Here is an 18,472-nt window from a genome sequence, read left to right as displayed (position 1 = left end):
TGACCTGATGGAAAACCTCGACCTCACCCCCCAGCCCCGCGCACGGCGCCCCCGGCCCAAGGTGGTCACGCTCAGCGACGCGGCCGCCGAGCGCGTACGCGAGATCATGAGCCGGGCGGAAAGGCCCTACGCCGGCCTGCGCGTGGGCGTGAAGAACGGCGGCTGCGCCGGTCAGGAGTATGTCCTGGAGTACGCCGAGACCGCCAATCCCCTGGACGAGGTGGTGGAGGACAAGGGCGTCACCATCCTGGTGGACCCCAAGGCGGTGCTGTTCCTGATCGGGACCGAGATCGACTACGAGGTGACCAGGCTCTCGGCCAAGTTCGTGTTCCGCAACCCGAACGAGACCGACGCCTGCGGCTGCGGCGAGAGTGTGACCATTACACCGGTGAAACTCGACTGAGGCGGCGAACGGGGCTTATCCTGTGGTCAGCAACTCGGGACCCGACATGACCGACGACGTCGAACTGCGCCGACTGGCCATCCGCCGCGCCGACATGAAGCTGGCGTTCCGAAGCCATCTGCTGGCCTACGTCGTGGTCAACGCCGGCCTGTTCGCGATCAACCTGCTCACGGCGCCCGGCCACTGGTGGTTCTACTGGCCGATGCTGGGCTGGGGCATCGGGCTCGCGGCCCACGCCGCTTCGGTCTACCTGAATGGCGAAGGCATGCGCGACCGGCTCATCGAGGAAGAGCTCGAGAAGCTGAAGAAGACCCGCGGACTCTGAGGTTCCGGCGTCCTGAACGACGAAGCCTCCGGAACGAGGTTCCGGAGGCTCGATCCAGGCGTCGAAGGCGAGATCAGCGGCCGGTGAACTTCGCCGGGCGCTTCTGCACGAAGGCCGCGACCCCTTCGGCCGCATCCGCGGTGAGCTGTGCGGCGCCCTGGCCGTAGGCCTCGGCCTCGAGCTGTTCGACGAAACTGGAATCCAGCGCGTCCCACACCAGGTTGCGGGTCAGGCCGAGCGAGGCGGGGCCTTCGGCCAGGGCGCGGGCGTACTGCATCGCCGCGTCCTTCAGTTCGGCGTCCGGCACGCACCTGTTGATCAGGCCCCATTCCGCCGCGGTCTTCGCCGGCAGCTTCTCGCCCAGCAGCATCAGCTCCATCGCGCGCGCCTTGCCCACGAGACGCGGCAGCATCCAGGTCGCGCCGCCGTCCGGCACCAGGCCGATGCGGCGGAAGGCCAGGAGGAAGTAGGCGCTCTCGGCGGCGACCGCGAGGTCGGCGGCCAGCGCGATCGAGACGCCGACGCCGGCGGCGACGCCGTTCACCGCGGCCACCAGCGGCTTGGGCGACTTGCGCACCGCGGCGACGAAGGGGTTGAAGGTGCCGATCAGCGCGCTGTTCGCCTTGCCGGCGGGGCTTCCGCGGCCCGTTCCACCGCCTCCCGACAGGTTCGCGCCCGAGCAGAAGCCGCGGCCTTCGCCCGTGATGACGATGGCGCGGGCCTTGTCGCCATAGGCGAAGTCGTCGAAGGCCGCCGTCAATTCGGCCATCAACTCCAGGCCCGCGGCGTTCAGCGTGCCGGGGTCGTTCAGGGTGATGACGCCCACGCCGTCCTCGAGCGATGTCTTGACCTTGGCGGGAGCTTGGGAGCCGTCCATGGCGTCCTCCGTGATGTCTGGGTTCCCGGCGAATGAAGGCCAGATACCCCGGCGTCAACCAAGGAGAACTAGGCGGCGCGGCTGGCCGCGCCGGGCTCGGCGATCGAGGTGCGGTTGCGTCCGCCCCGCTTCGAGGCGTAGAGCGCGCCGTCCGCCCGTTCGATCAGGGCGGGGGCGGTTTCGCCGGGAAGCTGTTCGGCGATGCCGATGGAGATGGTGATGGCGCCCAGGTCCTCGTTTGTGGAGCGGCGCTTCAGGGTGCGGGACGAGATCTCCTCGCGCGCGCTTTCGAGCGCGCCCAGGGCGGCGTCGCGGCCCTCGCCGGGGAAGATCACCGCGAACTCCTCGCCGCCATAGCGCGCCGCGAAACGGCCGCCGGGCTGGGCGATGCGGGCCATGACCGCGGCCACGTAACGGATCACCTGGTCGCCGGTCTGGTGCCCCCAGGTGTCGTTGAAGGTCTTGAAGTGGTCGATGTCGACGATCGCCAGGCACAGCGGCTCGCCCGCCGCCGTCCCGCTCACGGCCGCGTCCAGCGTCTCGTCGAAGGCCTTGCGGTTGGCCAGCAGGGTCAGGCCGTCGGTCATGGCTTCGCGACGGGCCGTCTCCAGGTGCTCCTTGAGGCGGCCGAGTTCGTCGTTGGTCTCGGCAAGCTGCGATTCCAGCGACTTGTTCTCGTCGCGGACACGGGCGGTGGCGACGGTCAGGTTGTCGACCATGGCGCGCACGGCCTCGGCGTCCTCGTCGTGCTCCAGCGACTTGCTGGCGCTGGCCAGTTGCTGGCCGTAGGCCTCGCTGCTCTCGCGCGCCGATTCCAGGGCCCGGCTGACGTTTTCCAGTTCTTCGGTCAGGTTCTTCCCGGCGTTCAGGATCTCGCCCGACAGCTTGGCGCTGGGCAGATGCTTCCCGGCGATCGCCTCGCCCGCCTGTTCGGTGAAGGGCGCCCCCGACTTGAGCAGCGCGCCGATCTCGGTCGCGACCTCGCTGTCCTTCGAGGCGACATAGTGCATCCAGAGTTCGAAGTTCAGGGCCGTGGGCCAGACACGGTTCTGTTCCATGGCGTCGATGGCCACGCGCGCCCACTCATACGCCTTCGGGCTGCGAAGGATGGAATCAAGGTCCCTGGACATGGCGCGGACGCTAGGGGGCCGAGCCCAAAGAACGCGTTAAAGGCGCCGATTAATCGTTCGTGGACAGCGGCGTCGCACGCAGCAGGAAGGCCGGCGTATCGCCGCCGAAACCCACGACGTCGTCGTCATCCTCACGATCGCGGCGACGGCCGGGACGTTCGCCGCGCGGCTCGCGTTCACGGTTGTCGCGTTCACGGGCGTCGCGTTCGGGGCGGGCTTCGCGTTCCGGCCGGGTATCCGCGCGGGGCGCCCGTTCACGGCGGGGCCGGGCCGGAGCCTCGGGGATGTCCGCGGGCGCCTCCACCGTGGCCTCGGGCGGCGCGGCGACCTCGTCGGCCGGCCGGTGTTCGCGGGCGCGGCGCGGGCTGCGGTCCCGGTCGCGGCCGTTCCGGTCGCGGCCGCCTTTGCGTTCGCGTCCGGGGCGGGGCGTGTCCTTGATGGTCGAGAAGTCGATGTCGAACGTGACCTCGTCCGGGGTCTTGCCGATCAGCTTCAACACCTTGTCGAGGTTCTTCGCGTCAGCCGGCGTGACGATCATGAAGGCCTCGCCGGTGCGCCCGGCGCGGCCCGTGCGGCCGATGCGGTGGACGTAGTCGTCGGCGTGGTGCGGCACGTCGAAGTTGAAGACGTGGCTGACGGCCGGGATGTCGAGGCCGCGCGCGGCCACGTCGGACGCCACCAGCAGCTTCAGCTCGCCCTTGCGGAACGATTCCAGCGTCCGCATCCGCGTGGACTGGTCGAGGTCGCCATGGATGGGCGCGGCGTCGAACCCGTGGGTCTTCAGCGACTTGGCGACGACATCGACCTCGGACTTGCGGTTGCAGAAGACGATGCCGTTGTTGACCTCGGACCGCTCGATGAGGGCGCGGAGCGCCGTGCGCTTGGCCTTGGGATCGCTGCTGGGGATGCGGGCCAGGTGCTGGGCGATGGTGTCGGCGGTGGTCGCCGGCCGCGAGGCCTCGATCCGCTCGGGGTCCTTCAGGAACTGCTTGGTCAGCCGCGTGATCTCAGGCGGCATGGTCGCCGAGAAGAACAGGGTCTGCCGCTTGGGCGGCGTCAGCTTGAAGATGCGCTCGATGTCGGGGATGAAGCCCATGTCGAGCATGCGGTCGGCCTCGTCGACCACCATGATCTGGACGCCGGTGAGCAGCAGCTTGCCACGCTCGAAATGGTCCAGCAGGCGGCCGGGCGTGGCGATGAGGACGTCGACGCCGCGGTCCAGCTTCAGCTCCTGGTCGGAGAACGAGACGCCGCCGATCAGCAGGGCCCACGAAAGCTTGGTGTATTTGGCGTACTTCTCGAAACTGGCGGCCACCTGGTCGGCCAGTTCGCGGGTGGGCGCGATCACCAGCGCGCGCGGCATCCGCGCGCGGGCGCGGCCGGCGGCCAGCCGGTCGATCATCGGCAGGGTGAAGGCGGCGGTCTTGCCGGTGCCCGTCTGGGCGATGCCCAGGACGTCGCGGCCGTGCAGCGCGAAGGGGATGGCGGCGGCCTGGATGGGTGTGGCCGTGGTGTAGCCCGTCTCGGCGACGGCGCTCAGGGTCGCGGGCGACAGGCCCAGTTCTGAAAATTCGGTCATTCGCTAACGATGGGTGCGGGGCCCCTCCGGAAACCGGGCAGGGCGCGTCGCGGCGGCGCGGACGGAATTCGCCACGCGGGCGGAACATACGGCGGACATCCGTCAAGTCAACGCGATGCGCTCCACAGAGGGTGAAATGACACCATGGCGGCGCCCTTGCGGCGCCGGTTGAGTGGTTTCGTGCAGGAGGCGAACCCGATTGCCTTGACCCGCCCGCGGCGCGTTAACCTCGATCGACACGTATACAATGGGGGCTTCTCGTATGAGTATGAAGCAACTCGTCGCGGCGTGCGCTGCCTTGATCGTGGTCTCGGCGGCAGGATCGGCTCAGGCCGCATGTGTTGGCGTGACGATCGATTCGGCCTTTGCCGCCGACTACACCTGCAACGATCTGGGCTCGGCGCCGGGGGTTCCCGCATCCTACGGCGGGGTCACCTTCCTCGACGCCAATACGCTGCTGCTGGGCGGCGCGGCGAATGGCGCGTCCGGCGCGATCTACTCCATGAGCGTCACTCGCGACCTCGATGGCCACATCATCGGCCTGGGGGATGCGACCCTGTTCGCCACGGCGCCCAACATCGACGGCGGCCTGGCGTTCGGCCCCGACGGGGTGCTGTTCACCACCGGCTATCCCACCAACACCCTGATCCAGATCGCGCCCGGCGCGGATTCCCCGGGCAAGGTGATCGCGCTCTCGTCGCTGGGGATCGCCTCGTCTGTCGGCACCCTGCAGTTCGTACCCGACGGGTTCGACGGCGCCGGGGGATTGAAGCTGGCCAGCTACAACGCGGGGATCTTCTATGACGTCTCGCTGACGCCCGACGGCGCCGGCTTCTTCGACGTCAGCGTCAACAGCTCGGTCTTCATCGGCGGCGGGCCGGAAGGCCTGGTCTATGTGTCGGGCTCGAACACCGGCTTCGGCGTCGACAGCCTGATGGTGTCGGAATACAGCACCGGCCAGGTCGGAATCTGGGACATCGACGCGAACGGCAATCCCGTCCTGGGCACCCGCCGCACGTTCCTGTCGGGCCTGACCGGCGCCGAGGGCGCGGTGATCGACCCGGTCACCGGCGACTTCATCTTCTCGACCTTCGGCGGCGGCAACCGCGTGCTGGTGGTCAGCGGGTTCGAGGCTCCGACCCAGCCCCCGACGGGCGCGATCCCGGAACCCTCCACCTGGGCCATGCTGATCCTGGGCTTCGGGGCGGCGGGAACGGTGCTTCGCTCACGCCGGCGGGCGATGGCGGCCTGATCGCGATCCGGCGGTGGCGCGTCTCCGCTTGGAGACGTGTCGCCGCCGGCCGGTCTCTGCGCGTCAGGGTCTCCCTCGGGGCGTCAGGGTCTCCCCGCGATACGCTGGCCAGGTCGCGCGCCGCGTCAGACGTCCAGGTCGGCGGCGGCGAACTCGGCGTTCTCCTGGATGAACTGGAAGCGCGCCTCGGGCTTGCGGCCCATCAGCCGCTCGACCAGGTCCTCCACCTGCTCCTCGGCCCGGGGCAGGGTGACCCGCGCGAGCGTGCGGGTCTTCGGGTCCATGGTGGTTTCCTTGAGCTGGCCTGGCATCATCTCGCCCAGGCCCTTGAAGCGGCTGATCTCGGGCTTCTTGCCCTTGAAGTCCGAGGCCAGGAGCTGGTCGCGGTGCTCGTTGTCGCGGGCGTAGACGGCCTTGCCGCCGTGGCTCAGCCGATAGAGCGGGGGCAGCGCCAGGTAGAGCCGCCCCGAGCGGATCAGGTCGGGCATGGTGCGCCAGAAGAAGGTGATCAGCAGGCTGGCGATGTGGGCCCCGTCCACGTCGGCGTCGGTCATGATGACGATGCGGTCGTAGCGCAGGTCTTCCTCGCGGAACTTCGACCCGGCCTGGGCGCCCAGGGCCAGCAACAGGTCCGAGAGCTCCTTGTTGCCGCCGAACTTGTCGGTCGAGGCCGAGGCGACGTTCAGGATCTTGCCGCGCAAGGGCAGGATCGCCTGGGTCCTGCGGTCGCGCGCCTGCTTGGCCGAGCCGCCGGCCGAGTCGCCCTCGACCAGGAACAGTTCGGTCCCTTCGGTGGACGATCCGGCGCAGTCGGCCAGCTTGCCGGGCAGGCGCAGCTTGCGGGTGGCCGAGGCGCGGGCGACCTCCTTCTCCTTGCGGCGCTTCAGGCGCTCCTCGGCGCGCTCGACCACGAACTGGAGCAGGGCGCTGGCGGCCTTGGGCTGGGCGGTCAGCCAATGGTCGAAGGGATCGGCCAGCGCCTTCTCCACCAGCCGCTGGGCCTCGGTGGAGGACAGCTTCTCCTTGGTCTGGCCCTGGAACTCGGGATCGCGGATGAAGACGCTGACCAGGGCGCCGGCCTGGGCCACGACGTCGTCGGCGGTGATGATCCCGCCGCGCTTCTCGCCCACCAGCTCGGCGTACTGCTTGAGGCCGCGGGTCAGCGCCGCCCGCAGGCCGCTCTCGTGCGTGCCCCCCTCGGGGGTCGGCACGGTGTTGCAGTACGACTGCATGAAGCTGTCGGCCTCGCCGAAGCCGGCGGGGGTCCAGGCAACGGCCCATTCCACCTTGCCCGCCTCGCCGGGGCGCTCGTAGCGGCCGCTGAAGGGTTCGGGCGTGACGGTCTCCAGCCCCTGGATGCGTTCGCCCAGGAAGTCGGCCAGGCCGTTGGGGAAGCGGAAGACGGCCTCGGGCGGGGTCTGGTCCTGGAGGCGGGACGGGTCGCACTTCCAGCGGATCTCGACGCCGCCGAAGAGATAGGCCTTGGAGCGGGCCATCCGGTAGAGGCGTGCGGGCCGGAACGCCGCGCCCTCGCCGAAGATCACCGGGTCGGGGGTGAAGCGGATCTGGGTGCCCTTCTTGCGCGTGGGGCCCAGCTTCTCGATGCCGCCCAGGGGCTTGCCGCGCGTGAAGGCCTGGCGCCACTCGAAGCCGTCCTTCCAGACGGTCACCTCGACGCGCTCGGAGAGCGCGTTGACGACCGAGACGCCCACGCCGTGCAGGCCGCCCGAGGTCTCGTAGGCCTTGCCTGAGAATTTCCCGCCCGAGTGCAGGACGGTCATGATGACCTCCAGCGCCGACTTGCCCGGATGCTTGGGGTGGGGGTCGACGGGGATGCCGCGGCCGTCGTCGGTGACGCTGAGCGCGCCGTCGGCCTCGAGCGAGACGGTGATGGCCTTGGCGTGGCCGGCGACGGCCTCGTCCATGGCGTTGTCCAGGACCTCGGCGAAGAGGTGGTGCAGGGCGCGCTCGTCGGTCCCGCCGATGTACATGCCCGGCCGCTTGCGGACCGGCTCCAGCCCTTCCAGGACCTCGATGTCCTTGGCCGAATAGCCGCCTTTGGCGGGGGAGGCGTCCGGACGCGGCTCGTGGCTCTCGGCCAGCGGCGCGGCCGGCGCCGGGTTCAGGGCGTCGTCGAAGAGGTCGGGCGCAGGCTGGGCGGAAGACTTGGACATCAAGAGAACATTGCGGCGATTCGAGAAGGCCCACCCTATGGGCGCAGGGCGGGCCGGGCGCAATGCGCGGTGCGGCGGCCGGAGCAGGTGCGTGGAGCCTGATTCTGCCGCACCATGCTCGGCGGGGCTGCAGGGAGGGTGGCGTGGCGAACTGGAAGGATCCCGAGATCGCCGGCGTGCGGGCGATCCTGGCGGCGCGCCAGCCCGAGCCCGGCGCGCCGACCCCCGGCTATGCCGAACGCCGGGCCGCCATGGACGCCCTGGGCGAGAAGGGCGCTCTGCCGGTCGGCTGCTATCATGAACCCGTCACGCTGGGGGGCGTCCGCGGCGAGCGGGTGGTCCCGCAGGGCGCGGCGCCGGGGCGCACGATGCTCTACCTGCACGGCGGGGCCTATACGATGGGCAGTCCGCGCAGCCACCGGCCGCTGGTGGCGCGCCTGGCCGAGGCGGCGCGGACGGTGGCGGTGGCGATCGACTACCGCCTCGGACCCGAGCATCGGTTCCCGGCGGCGGTCGACGACGCGGTGGCGGCCTATCGCGCCCTGCTGGATGGCGGCGCCGAGCCGCAACGGGTGGTGGTGGTCGGGGATTCGGCCGGCGGCGGCCTGGCGATGGCGCTGGCCCTGGCGTTGAAGCGGGACGGCCTGCCCCAGCCGGCGGGCTGGTTCGTCATCAGCCCCTGGGCCGACCTGACCCAGTCGGGCGCCAGCTACGCCAGCAAGACGGCGAGCGATCCCACCATCAGCAAGCCGCGCCTGGACGAGAACGCCCGCGCCTACCTGGGAGGGCTGGACCCCCGCGATCCCCTGGCCTCGCCGGTGTTCGGCGATTTCGAGGGGGTGTCTCCCGTGCTGATCCAGGTGGGGTCCGAGGAGGCGCTGCTCAGCGACAGCATCACCCTGGCCGACGTGCTGGCCCATGCGCGGGTGGCTGTGCGCCTGGAGGTCTGGCCCGAGATGATCCACGTCTTCCACGCCTGGGGCCCGGTGCTCCAGGCGGCCCGGCGGGCGGTCGCCGACGCCGGGGCCTGGATGGACGAACGGTTCGGCTGAGGCGGTGAGGCGTCGTGGCGTCGTCGGCGTGCTCGTTGGCCTCGGGCTCGCGCTGACCGTCGGCGCCGCGCCGCCGAGGCCGTCGACGCTGGTGGTGTGGGCCTGGGAGCGGCCCGAGGATCTGCGGTTTCTGTCTCCCGACGCCGAGGTCGCGGTGCTGGCCGGCTTCATCGAGATCTCGGGGCCGCGCACGGCCATACGGGGACGGCTTCACCCGTTGCGTGCGAAGGCCGGCCAGGTGACGACCGCGGTCGTCCATGTGGAGATCGACCCGCGCCGGCCGTTCGAGTGGTCGGAGGCGCGCGAGGCCGAGGTGGCGGCCGCCATCCTGGACCTGGGCGGCGCGGCCTGGGCGCGCCGGCTTCAGGTCGATTTCGAGGTCAGGGCTTCGCAGCGCCCGATCCTCCTCGGCGTGCTGCGCCGGGTCCGGGAAGGCCTGAAGCCGGGCGTCGCGCTCTCGATGACCGCCCTGGCGTCATGGTGCGAGACCGAAGGGTGGCTGGCCGAGGCTCCGGTGGATGAGGTCGTGCCGATGCTGTTCAGGATGGGCCGCGCCGGCGCCCCGATCCGCGAGAAGCTGGGCGCCGGCGGAGATTTCCGCAACGCGCGATGCCGGGACGCCCTGGCGATCTCCACCGACGCCCCGCTGCCGGGTGCGCCCGCGGGCCGGCGGGTCTATCTGTTCAATCCGCGAAGCTGGTCGGCGGCCGATTTCGCGGCCATCGAGGAGAGGGTTCGGGCATGGCGGTCCGTGCGGTGAGGTTTGGGCTCGGGCTCGTGGCCGCGGGCGTGCTGGCCGCCGCCGGGGGCGCCGCCTCTGCGTCGGGCGTGGCGGGCGGCGTGCCCTGGTACGTCGACCGCTTCGGGGGCGAGCCTGCGGACCTCGACGCCATGTATCGCGGACGGGTCGGGGTGGTGATGGCGCGTGCGCCGCGTCCCCAGCTCTACATGGCCTGGCGGCTGCTGCATGGCCAGGCCGTGGGGCCGGCGGCCGGGGCGGCGCTGTCGGTCCCTTGCTGCGATGGCCCGCTGAAGAATGTCTACGACGATCCCAGGGGCGAGACGGGCTCCAGCCAGTGGCTCGCCGCGCGCCGGCTGGTGAAGGACGCGCCGCGCAAGGCCTACACGCCGACGGGCCGTGAACAGCCGTACTACATGTGGTCGGCCCAGTGCTTCGACGACGCCTTCCGCAACGCCGCCCAGACCCTGAAGGCGCGGGTCGCCGCCCACGGCGGCGCCTCGCCGTGGGTGATCGCCTGGCTGGACGCCCAGGACGCGGTGTTCGCCACCTGCCAGGAGGAGGTCGCCCTGCCGCCGCTTCCCGCGGGCGCGCCGGCCTGGCTGAAGGCCGACCGCGCCTACCAGGCGGCCGCCCACGCCCTCTACGCCGGGCGGACGACCGACGCGGCGGCGGGGTTCGGCGCGATCTCGCTGGACGACGCGTCGCCCTGGCGCGGGATGGGACCCTACCTGAAGGCCCGCGCGCTGCGCCGGGCGGCGCTGGCCGAGCCGTCTCCCGAGCGCTTCACCCTGGCGCGGGTGGCTATCGCCGACCTGTCGCGCCGGCCCGCCGGGACCTTCGGCCGGGACGAGGTTCGGCCGATGTTGCGCAGCCTGGCCTTCCGCGACCGCCCCCGGGACCTGATGGCCGAGCTCTCCGCAGACCTCGCCGCGCCCGCCGCGTCGGCCGATCTGGCGGTGGCGTTCCGCGACGCCGTCAGCCTGGCCCGCCTGGGCCAGCCGCCGCCCGAGCCGCTGGAGTGGATCGCGACCCTGCGGCCCGAGGTGGATGATGAAGCCGCCCTGGCGGCGAACTGGGAGCCCCAGGCGATGGCGCGGCTTCGGCGCGAGGCGCGGCTGGCGTCGCAGGCGCACGCGCTCCGGCGCTGGCGGGCCGGCGGCTCGACCGCTTGGCTGGTCGCGGCCCTGGCCCTGGGCGAACCCGGCGACGGGACGGCCGCGTCCCTGGTCGTCGCGGCGCGCGCGGTGGGCGGCGCGGATCCGGGGTGGCTCACCGTCCAGTATCACCTGGGCCGGCTGACTCTCGTGGGCGAACCGCCGGCGGCGACCCGCGCGCGCCTGGATGCCATCCTGGCCCGGCGCGACCTGTCGGCCAGCGACCGCAACCTGTTCGCCGCCCAGCGGGCGCAGGTGGCCGCCGACCTGGGCGACTTCGCCCGCTTCGCGCTGCGGCGCCGGATCTGCCCCTTGGCGGCCTATGTCGACGGCGTGGCCTCGCCGGACAACGGCTGCAAGCGCGAGGTGTGGCTGCCCGCCCACGCGCCCGACAGCAGTGTGTTCGACGGCGTCGGCCAGACGGGGACCGTGGGCTTCGGCGAGGACGCCCGGGCGATCATCGACCGCATGCCGCTGGCCCAGCGCATCGCCCTCTCGCGGCATCCCGCCGTCCCCGGCCAGCTCAGGCTGGACCTCGCGATCACCAGCTACGCGCGCGCCGTGCTGCTCCAGGACCATGCCGCGGTCGACGGGCTGGCGGCCGATCTTGCGAAGCTGCTGCCGCAACTGGCGCCGGAATGGCGGCGCATCCGCGAGACGCCCGTGGGGCCCGCGAAGCGCTTCGCCGAGTTCTTCGTCCTCGCGAAGGTTCCGGGCGTCCGCACCGACCTCGTGGACTATACGCGGCCCGAAGGGACGGTGGCCCAGTTCCAGTACTACTGGATCCCGTGGGTGCTGGTGAGCCGGCCGGTGATGCCCGCGCCGCCGCCGCTGGCCCTCTATCAGGCGGACGGCAGCGGGGCGGAGGCCGACGATCCGGATTCGATCACCGACCTGACATGCCTGGGCGAGTGTGGCGTCGCCGCCGCGCCGCTTCGGTTGCCCGACTTCGTCGTGGCCGGGCAGCCGCAGGCGCTGGACGAACGGAGCCGCTTCGTCCGCCGGGAGGCTGCGGGCTGGGCCGAGCCCCCGCCGCCCATGCCCGCGGGCGCCGTGTCGGTGTGGGACGAGATGCTGGCCTTCGCCCGCGCCAACCCCGGACATCCCCAGGTCCCCGAGGCGCTCTACTGGATCAACCGCGCCGGCCGGTGGGGGGGCAGCCATGCGCAGTCGGGCAAGCGGGCGTTCCAGCTTCTCCATGCCCGCTACCCGAAGTCGACCTGGGCGAAGCGCTCGCCCTACTACTACGACTGAGGTTGGCCCAGGCGGCCTACTTCGAGCTGTAGATCGCCGTCAGCAGGTCGGGGGCGCCGGGGATGCGTTCCAGCCGCGGGTAGCGGAGGCCGCCGCGGTAGTCGATCGACACCTCGCCGAAGTGCTCCCCGTTGCGCACGGTGAGCCGGATCGGCGCGCCGGACTTGCCCGCCGTGACGGCGGCCCTCAGGCGGTCGGGGGTGTAGGCGAAGCCGTTCACGGCCAGGATGCGTGTCGAGACCGTCAGGCCGGCGTCGAAGGCGGGGCTGTCCCACAGCACGCCCGTGACATCGCCCTCGCGGCCGATCACCAGGCCCAGCGAGTAGGAGAGGTCGGTCCGCTTGTGGAAGGCCTCCACGCTGCGGAAGTAGTCGGTGGGCGTCTCGGCGTAGACGAGCTTCCAGCCGCCGCGGGTCAGGCCGTCCAGCGGCGGGCGGGGCGCGACGTCCTGCAGCCGGGCCTTCAGGAATCCGGCCCAGTCGTAGGGTTCGACGGCGTTCAGCGCGGCGACCACGTCGACGAAGGTGAAGGGGCGGGGCGTCGGGTCGCCGTTCCGCCCGCCGAAGAAGGCGCGGGCGAAGTCGTCCAGCGAGCGGCGGCCGCGGGAACGCTCGCGGATCAGGGTGTCGGCGTCCAGCCAGACGAGCTGGCCTTCGGAATAGTAGTCCTCGCTGCGTTGCCAGCTCAGCCAGGGCTGGGGGCGGCGCGCGGCGATGACGGGGTCCAGGGTGGTGTCCTCCACGCCCCGCCAGCGCCGGCCGGCGCGGGTCTCGTAGACGGCGGCGGTCGAAGCCAGGGCCTCCAGGCTCTGGGCGACCGAGAGGAAACCCGCGCGGCCGCCCAGGACGTAGCCCCAGTACTGGTCCTGGCCCTCGTAGACCCACAGGAGCTGGCTCCGCATGGGCACGTTGAAGTTGGGGGTCCAGAGGTCGGCCGGGCGACGAGACTTGCCGATCCAGGCGTGGGCGTACTCGTGCGGCAGCAGGTTCCGGTCGGCCTGGGCGTTGTTCCAGTCGAGGAAGTAGCCCGGCTCCACCTGGTTTTCGCTGGATCGGTGGTGCTCGAGGCCGATGGAGCCCATGCGGTCGGTGATCGCCAGCAGGAACTCGTAGCGGTCGAAGGGGCGCGAGCCGAACAGCCGGTCGGCCTGGCGCACGAGGTTGCGGTGGATCTCGATGATGGCGGGGCTGGCGGCCAGTTCCTCGGGCCGATCGGCGACGACGTGCAGGCGCACCGGGATCTTCCCGCCGGGATCCAGATCGTAGAGGCGGAAGTGACGGCCCGCGAACAGCGGCGAATCCACCAGCGTCTCGAAGTCGGTGGGCTGGAAGCGCACGACGTTCCCCTGGGTCTGGGCGGTGTCCAGGGCCGCGGCGTGGCTCCAGCCCGTGGGCAGCTTCAGGGTGGTCTCGAACGGGATGCGGCGCGTGAACCAGCCGGCGGGGTAGAGGGCCAGGGCGTTCCACTGGAGGTTCATCAGCTCGGGCGTGACCACCACGCGGCCCTGGTTCGGGGCGGTGGGCGACAGGAACTGGAACTCCACCTCCAGCGCGCGCGCGCCGGTCGGCGGATCGACGTGGAAGGCGTAGACATCGACGGTGTCGCGCGTCCAGGCGACGGGCTGTCCGTCCGCCTTGACGGTGAGGCCGGCCAGCTTGTCGATCGGGCCGCGCGGCGCGTGGTTCCCCGGCAGCCAGGCGGGGTAGAGCAGGGTGACGCGGCCGGGCTCGGCGATGGGAATGACCTGCTTCACCCGCACGATGCGGCGGACGGTGTCGGTGGCGTCCACCTCCAGCTTGATCGCGCCCGGATAGGCGATGTCGCGCGGCGCCGGGATCGGTGCGGGCAGGGGCGTGGGCTGGGGTCCGGGGGAAGGCTGGGCGAAGGCTGGCGCGCCGAGGGCGAGCGCCGCGGCGGCGGCGAGCAGGGGAAGCTTCAATTCAGGCAGACCCGATGTTGTGGCGTGGCCGTGACACTAGGCCGTCCGGCGCGGGCGTCACAACCCCAGGGCGTCACAACTCCAGGGCGTCGCGAAGCGGCAACGCTTGTCATGGAACCACGAAAGACACGAAAGGACACGAAAGGGGGCGTACTGATCGGCCGCGAAGCGGCGCCTTCCAAATTCAACGAACCGCGGAAGACGCGGAAAAGCGCGGAAGGCGAAGCTGCGATTTCCGCGTCCTTCCGCGTTTTCCGCGGTTCCCATGAGGGAGCCTCCGCTCGCGCGGGGGCTCGGGGATCGGCCACGCTTTTCGTGTCCTTTCGTGTCTTTCGTGGTTCGAAAGACACCGGCGCGAAAAGGGCCGCGGATTGCTCCGCGGCCCTTCGGATCGCGTCAGGAAAGCGCGACTAGCACTTGAAGTACATGTCGAATTCCACTGGGTGCGGATGGAGCTGGAGGCGCATGACCTCTTCCATCTTCAGCTCGATGTAGCTGTCGATGAAGTCGTCGTCCATGACGCCGCCCTTCTTGAGGAAGGCGCGGTCCTTGTCGAGGCTCTCGAGGGCCTCGCGCAGCGAGCCGCAGACTTCCGGGATCTTCTTCTGCTCGCGCGGCGGCAGGTCGTAGAGGTTCTTGTCCGCCGGGGCGCCGGGATCGATCTTGTTCTCGATGCCGTCGAGGCCGGCCATCAGCAGCGCCGTGAAGGTCAGGTACGGGTTGCCCATGGGGTCGGGGAAGCGGGCTTCGATCCGCTTGCCCTTCGGGCTGTCCACGTGCGGGATGCGGATCGAGGCCGAACGGTTGCGGGCCGAGTAGGCCAGCTTCACCGGGGCTTCGTACCCGGGCACCAGGCGCTTGTACGAGTTCGTCGTGGAGTTCGAGAACGCGTTGATCGCCTTGGCGTGCTTGATGATGCCGCCGATGTACCAGAGGCACAGGTCGGACAGGCCCGCGTACTTGTCGCCGGCGAACAGGGGCTTGCCGTTGCTCCAGATCGACTGGTGGACGTGCATGCCCGAGCCGTTGTCGGCGAACATCGGCTTGGCCATGAAGGTGGCCGTCTTGCCGTAGGCGTGGGCCACATTGTGGATCACGTACTTATAGAGCTGAAGGCGGTCGGCCATGGTGATCATGGTGTCGAACTTCAGGCCCAGCTCGTGCTGCGCCGGCGCCACCTCGGGGTGGTGCTTCTCGGGCTTCATGCCCAGCTCGCCCATGACCGCGAGCATCTCGCCGCGCAGGTCCTGGCCGGAGTCGACGGGGTTCACGGGGAAATACCCGCCCTTGGGGCCCGGACGATGGCCCATGTTGCCTTCCGGGTACGCCTTGCCCGAGCTGACCGGCAGTTCGGTCGAGTCGTAGGCGTAGAAGGTGTTGTGCGGGGCGGTGTCCCAGCGCACGTCGTCGAACACGAAGAACTCGGCCTCGGGGCCGAAGTACACCGTGTCGCCGATGCCCGCCGACTTGACGTAGGTCAGCGCCGCCTTGGCGATCGAGCGGGGATCGCGGTTGTAGGGCGTGTTGGTGTCGGGGTTCACGATGTCGCAGAACAGCGCCAGCGTGGTCTGCTGGTAGAACGGGTCGATGATCGCCGAGTCCAGGTCGGGACGCAGCTTCATGTCGGACTCGTTGATCGCCTTCCAGCCGGCGATGGACGAGCCGTCGAACATGGTGCCGTCGGTCAGGAAGTCCTCGTCCACCAGGTCGATGTCGAAGGTCACGTGCTGCATCTTGCCGCGCACGTCGGTGAAACGGACGTCGACGTATTTGACGTCCTTTTCCTTGATCTGGTCCAGGATGTCTTTGGCGGAAGCCATGGCGGTTATCCCCTTCTTGAAGTCGACAGTTCGTTGATCAGACGGCGACCGAGCCGGTCTCGCCGGTGCGGATGCGCACGACGTCCAGGACGTCGGACACGAAGATCTTGCCGTCGCCGATCCGGCCTGTGCGGGCGGCCGCGGCGATGGCCTCGAGCGCGCGATCGACCTGATCGTCGGCGACGACGACCTCGATCTTGATCTTGGGCAGGAAGTCCACGACGTACTCTGCGCCGCGGTACAGCTCCGTCTGCCCCTTCTGGCGGCCGTAGCCCTTGGCCTCGATGACCGTCATGCCCTGGACGCCCAGGTCCTGCAGGGCCTCCTTCACTTCGTCGAGCTTGAACGGCTTGATGATGGCTTCGATCTTTTTCATGCACCCGTCTTCGTACTCGCGGCCGGCCTGGTCCGACTGGGACGCGCCCGGCGGTCGGCGGCGAACCAGCACGCGCCGGGCGGCGGCCACAAGCCGGCTTCGTTTGCCTGCCGCTGCGGCCGGCTGGGAAACTGATCGGGCGCCTGGAAATCAGGCGCCACAAGATCAAAAACTGATCATGTCGGAAAACGGCCCGCTGCGGCGGGTTCGCCGGCCCGGAGAGTGGCCAAAGGCGTTTGGGAGGCGGCTGGACCATGGACGAACGGACCCCTGTGCTCATCGGGGCGGGTCAATTCACCTATCGCGGCGATCCGGCGTCATCGCCATCGCCCACCACTTTGCTGAAGATTGCGGCGGAACGCGCGGCGACCGACGCGGGCCTGGGCGCCGACGCCCTGGCGCGGGCCGATGCGGTGGCGGTGGCAGGCTACAGCATCGACGCGGCGGGATCGAAACAGGGCGCGATCCCGCATTCCAGCAACCCGCCGGCCCAGCTCTCGGCGATGCTGGGCGCGGCGCCTCGCTGGGCGGCCTACTCCGAGATGGGCGGCAACACCCCCCAATACATGATCAACGTCCTGGCCGAGCGGATCGCCCGCGGCGAGACCGGGGTGGCGCTGGCCGTGGGCTGCGAGTTCCTGGGCTCGACCATGAAGCGGCTGGCCCGGGGGCTGCCGTTCGACGACTGGGCCGCGGTGGAGGACGAGAGCCTGGATCCGCCGCCCCGCATCGGCGATCCTCGGCCGGGGAACTCGCCCTACGAGGCGCGTTACGGCCTGAACCGGCCGATTAACGTCTATCCGCTGTTCGAGAATGCGCTGCGGGCTCGGGACGGCCGCTCGATCGCCGACCACCAGGCGCGGCTGGGCCGGCTGTTCTCGCGGTTCACCGAGGTGGCGGCCGGCAACCCCGAGGCCTGGTTCCCGATCCGCCGCACGCCCGAGGAACTGGTCACGGTCACCGAGAAGAACCGGATGATCGGCTTCCCGTACCCGAAGCTGCTGAACGCCATCATGGAGGTGGACCAGTCGGCGGCGGTGATCCTGGCCAGCGTGAAGGCGGCCCGTGAACTGGGCGTGCCCGAGGATCGCTGGGTCTATCTCCACGGTTGCGCCGACGCGAACGACCTGTGGCATGTGCTGGAGCGCCGGGACTTCCACTCCAGCCCGGCCATGCGCCTGACGGGCCGGCGCGCGCTGGAGATGGCCGGCGTGGGCCTCGACCGCATCGACCACATCGACCTCTATTCCTGCTTCCCCGTCGCGGTGGAGATCGGGGCCGAGGAACTGGGCCTGCCTCTGGACGACCCGCGGGGGTTCACCGTGACCGGCGGCCTGCCGTACATGGGCGGCCCGGGAAACAACTATCCCATGCATTCGGTGGCCACGATGATGGGGCTGCTGCGGGCGAAGTCGGGGACCTACGGCCTGGTCACCGCCAACGGCTGGTACCTGACCAAGCAGTCGACCGGCGTCTATTCCACCACGCCGCCGTCGCGCCCCTTCGAGCGCCAGGACCCGGCGGTGATCCAGCGCGAGATCGACGCCATGCCGCATCCCGAGGTGGTCGAGACGCCCGAGGGAAGGGCCGTCGTCGAGACCTACACGGTGGTCCACAAGCGCGAGGGACCGTTCCTGGGCATCGTGGTGGGCCGCGACGCGAACGGGCGCCGCTTCGCCGCGCACACGCCGGCGGATCCCGCGACGCTGGCGGGGATGGAGACGCAGGAACAGGTTGGCCGGACGGGAACTGTGGGCCAGAAGGAGGGCCGCAACCTGTTCACTCCGGATTGATCCTCATGGCGCGTCTCTACCTGATCCGGCATGGTCGGCCTTCCTCCACCTGGGGCGGGCACGACGACGATCCGGGGCTGGACGAGACGGGCCGGGGCCAGGCCGAGGCGGCGCGCGACTGGCTTTTGTCGCGGCCGGAGGTCGAGCGGCCCCGCCTGGTGGTCAGTTCCCCGCTACGCCGCTGCCGCGAGACCGCGATCCCGACCGCCGAGTCGCTGGGCGTGGCCGTGGAGGTCGATCCTGTCGTCGGCGAGATCCCGACGCCCGTGGCGCTCTCGGCCGAGGAACGCCCCGGATGGCTGCGCGGCGCCTTCCAGGGGACCTGGCAGGCCATTCCGGGCGACAGGGACTATGACGCTTGGCGCGGCGACATCGTGGCCTCGCTGGCGGCGCGGGGGAACACGGCCGTCTTCTCCCACTATGTGGCGATCAACGCGGCCGTCTCGCGGTTGATGGGCATGGACCGGGTGCTGGCGTTCCGGCCCGACCATTGCTCGATCACCGTCCTCGAGACCGACGGGACGACGGTCCGGCTCGTGGAGACGGGCGCCGAAGCGGCGACGAACGTGCTTTGACCGGCCATGTGCTCCAGGGCTCCGGTC

At 70.5% G+C, this 18,472-nt stretch carries 15 protein-coding genes; 8 read left to right on the top strand and 7 right to left on the bottom strand.

Annotated features, from left to right (window positions below; all coding sequences use genetic code 11):
* The first annotated feature begins 7 nt into the window (after positions 1-7).
* On the top strand, positions 8-403 hold the full coding sequence (locus WG212_RS17275; RefSeq protein ID WP_337188352.1) for an iron-sulfur cluster assembly accessory protein: 396 nt from the start codon (positions 8-10) through the stop codon (positions 401-403).
* A 46-nt stretch (positions 404-449) separates the two neighbouring features.
* Positions 450-728 carry a 2TM domain-containing protein gene (locus WG212_RS17270; RefSeq protein ID WP_293381091.1) on the top strand — a complete coding sequence of 93 codons (279 nt, stop codon included), beginning with the start codon at positions 450-452 and terminating at the stop codon, positions 726-728.
* Between the two features lie 73 nt (positions 729-801).
* Here the strand turns inward: WG212_RS17270 and WG212_RS17265 are convergent, their stop codons facing one another.
* The 3 genes from WG212_RS17265 to WG212_RS17255 form a co-directional block, all read right to left on the bottom strand.
* Entirely contained in the window at positions 802-1,605 is an 804-nt protein-coding gene (locus WG212_RS17265) for an enoyl-CoA hydratase/isomerase (RefSeq protein WP_337188351.1), read from the bottom strand.
* Between the two features lie 68 nt (positions 1,606-1,673).
* Entirely contained in the window at positions 1,674-2,735 is a 1,062-nt protein-coding gene (locus WG212_RS17260) for a GGDEF domain-containing protein (RefSeq protein WP_337188350.1), read from the bottom strand.
* A gap of 49 nt (positions 2,736-2,784) precedes the next feature.
* On the bottom strand, positions 2,785-4,314 hold the full coding sequence (locus WG212_RS17255; protein WP_337188349.1) for a DEAD/DEAH box helicase: 1,530 nt from the start codon (positions 4,312-4,314) through the stop codon (positions 2,785-2,787).
* Between the two features lie 346 nt (positions 4,315-4,660).
* Between WG212_RS17255 and WG212_RS17250 the strand changes: the two genes are divergently transcribed.
* A complete protein-coding gene (locus WG212_RS17250) occupies positions 4,661-5,566 on the top strand; it encodes a PEPxxWA-CTERM sorting domain-containing protein (RefSeq protein WP_337188348.1) in 906 nt (301 codons plus the stop codon).
* Positions 5,567-5,691: 125 nt separating this feature from the next.
* On the opposite strand, the gene parE is transcribed toward WG212_RS17250, so the two are convergent.
* The gene (gene parE / locus WG212_RS17245) at positions 5,692-7,740 is read right to left on the bottom strand and encodes a DNA topoisomerase IV subunit B (RefSeq protein WP_337188347.1); all 2,049 of its coding nucleotides are present in this window, start codon (positions 7,738-7,740) and stop codon (positions 5,692-5,694) included.
* Between the two features lie 143 nt (positions 7,741-7,883).
* Here parE and WG212_RS17240 point away from each other — a divergent pair, with 143 nt between their 5' ends.
* The 3 genes from WG212_RS17240 to WG212_RS17230 are packed head-to-tail and all read left to right on the top strand — an operon-like array spanning position 7,884 to position 11,942.
* Entirely contained in the window at positions 7,884-8,792 is a 909-nt protein-coding gene (locus tag WG212_RS17240; RefSeq protein WP_337188346.1) for an alpha/beta hydrolase, read from the top strand.
* Positions 8,793-8,820: 28 nt separating this feature from the next.
* Entirely contained in the window at positions 8,821-9,552 is a 732-nt protein-coding gene (locus tag WG212_RS17235) for a hypothetical protein (RefSeq protein ID WP_337188345.1), read from the top strand.
* Positions 9,534-11,942 (top strand): hypothetical protein, encoded by a 2,409-nt coding sequence (locus WG212_RS17230; RefSeq protein WP_337188344.1) that lies wholly within the window; start codon positions 9,534-9,536, stop codon positions 11,940-11,942. Before WG212_RS17235 ends, WG212_RS17230 begins: the two co-directional genes overlap by 19 nt.
* A gap of 16 nt (positions 11,943-11,958) precedes the next feature.
* Here WG212_RS17230 and WG212_RS17225 read toward each other — a convergent pair whose 3' ends face one another.
* From WG212_RS17225 to WG212_RS17215, 3 genes are all read right to left on the bottom strand, one after another.
* Positions 11,959-13,881 (bottom strand): peptidase M61, encoded by a 1,923-nt coding sequence (locus tag WG212_RS17225; protein WP_337188343.1) that lies wholly within the window; start codon positions 13,879-13,881, stop codon positions 11,959-11,961.
* A 410-nt stretch (positions 13,882-14,291) separates the two neighbouring features.
* Positions 14,292-15,701 carry a type I glutamate--ammonia ligase gene (gene glnA / locus WG212_RS17220; protein ID WP_337188342.1) on the bottom strand — a complete coding sequence of 470 codons (1,410 nt, stop codon included), beginning with the start codon at positions 15,699-15,701 and terminating at the stop codon, positions 14,292-14,294.
* Positions 15,702-15,738: 37 nt separating this feature from the next.
* Positions 15,739-16,077, bottom strand: a complete 339-nt coding sequence (locus tag WG212_RS17215; protein ID WP_337188341.1) for a P-II family nitrogen regulator — start codon at positions 16,075-16,077, stop codon at positions 15,739-15,741.
* A gap of 254 nt (positions 16,078-16,331) precedes the next feature.
* Here WG212_RS17215 and WG212_RS17210 point away from each other — a divergent pair, with 254 nt between their 5' ends.
* Together WG212_RS17210 and WG212_RS17205 are read left to right on the top strand one after the other, a co-directional pair.
* Complete coding sequence (locus WG212_RS17210) at positions 16,332-17,870, top strand: acetyl-CoA acetyltransferase (protein ID WP_337188340.1); 1,539 nt, start codon at positions 16,332-16,334, stop codon at positions 17,868-17,870.
* A 5-nt stretch (positions 17,871-17,875) separates the two neighbouring features.
* Positions 17,876-18,445, top strand: a complete 570-nt coding sequence (locus tag WG212_RS17205; RefSeq protein WP_337188339.1) for a histidine phosphatase family protein — start codon at positions 17,876-17,878, stop codon at positions 18,443-18,445.
* The last annotated feature ends 27 nt before the right edge of the window (positions 18,446-18,472 follow it).

The organism is Phenylobacterium sp., from assembly GCF_037189685.1.
Classification (GTDB): Bacteria; Pseudomonadota; Alphaproteobacteria; order Caulobacterales; family Caulobacteraceae; genus Phenylobacterium.
Note: the sequence above shows the minus strand (reverse complement) of the source record. Positions and strands in the feature narration are given on the sequence as shown.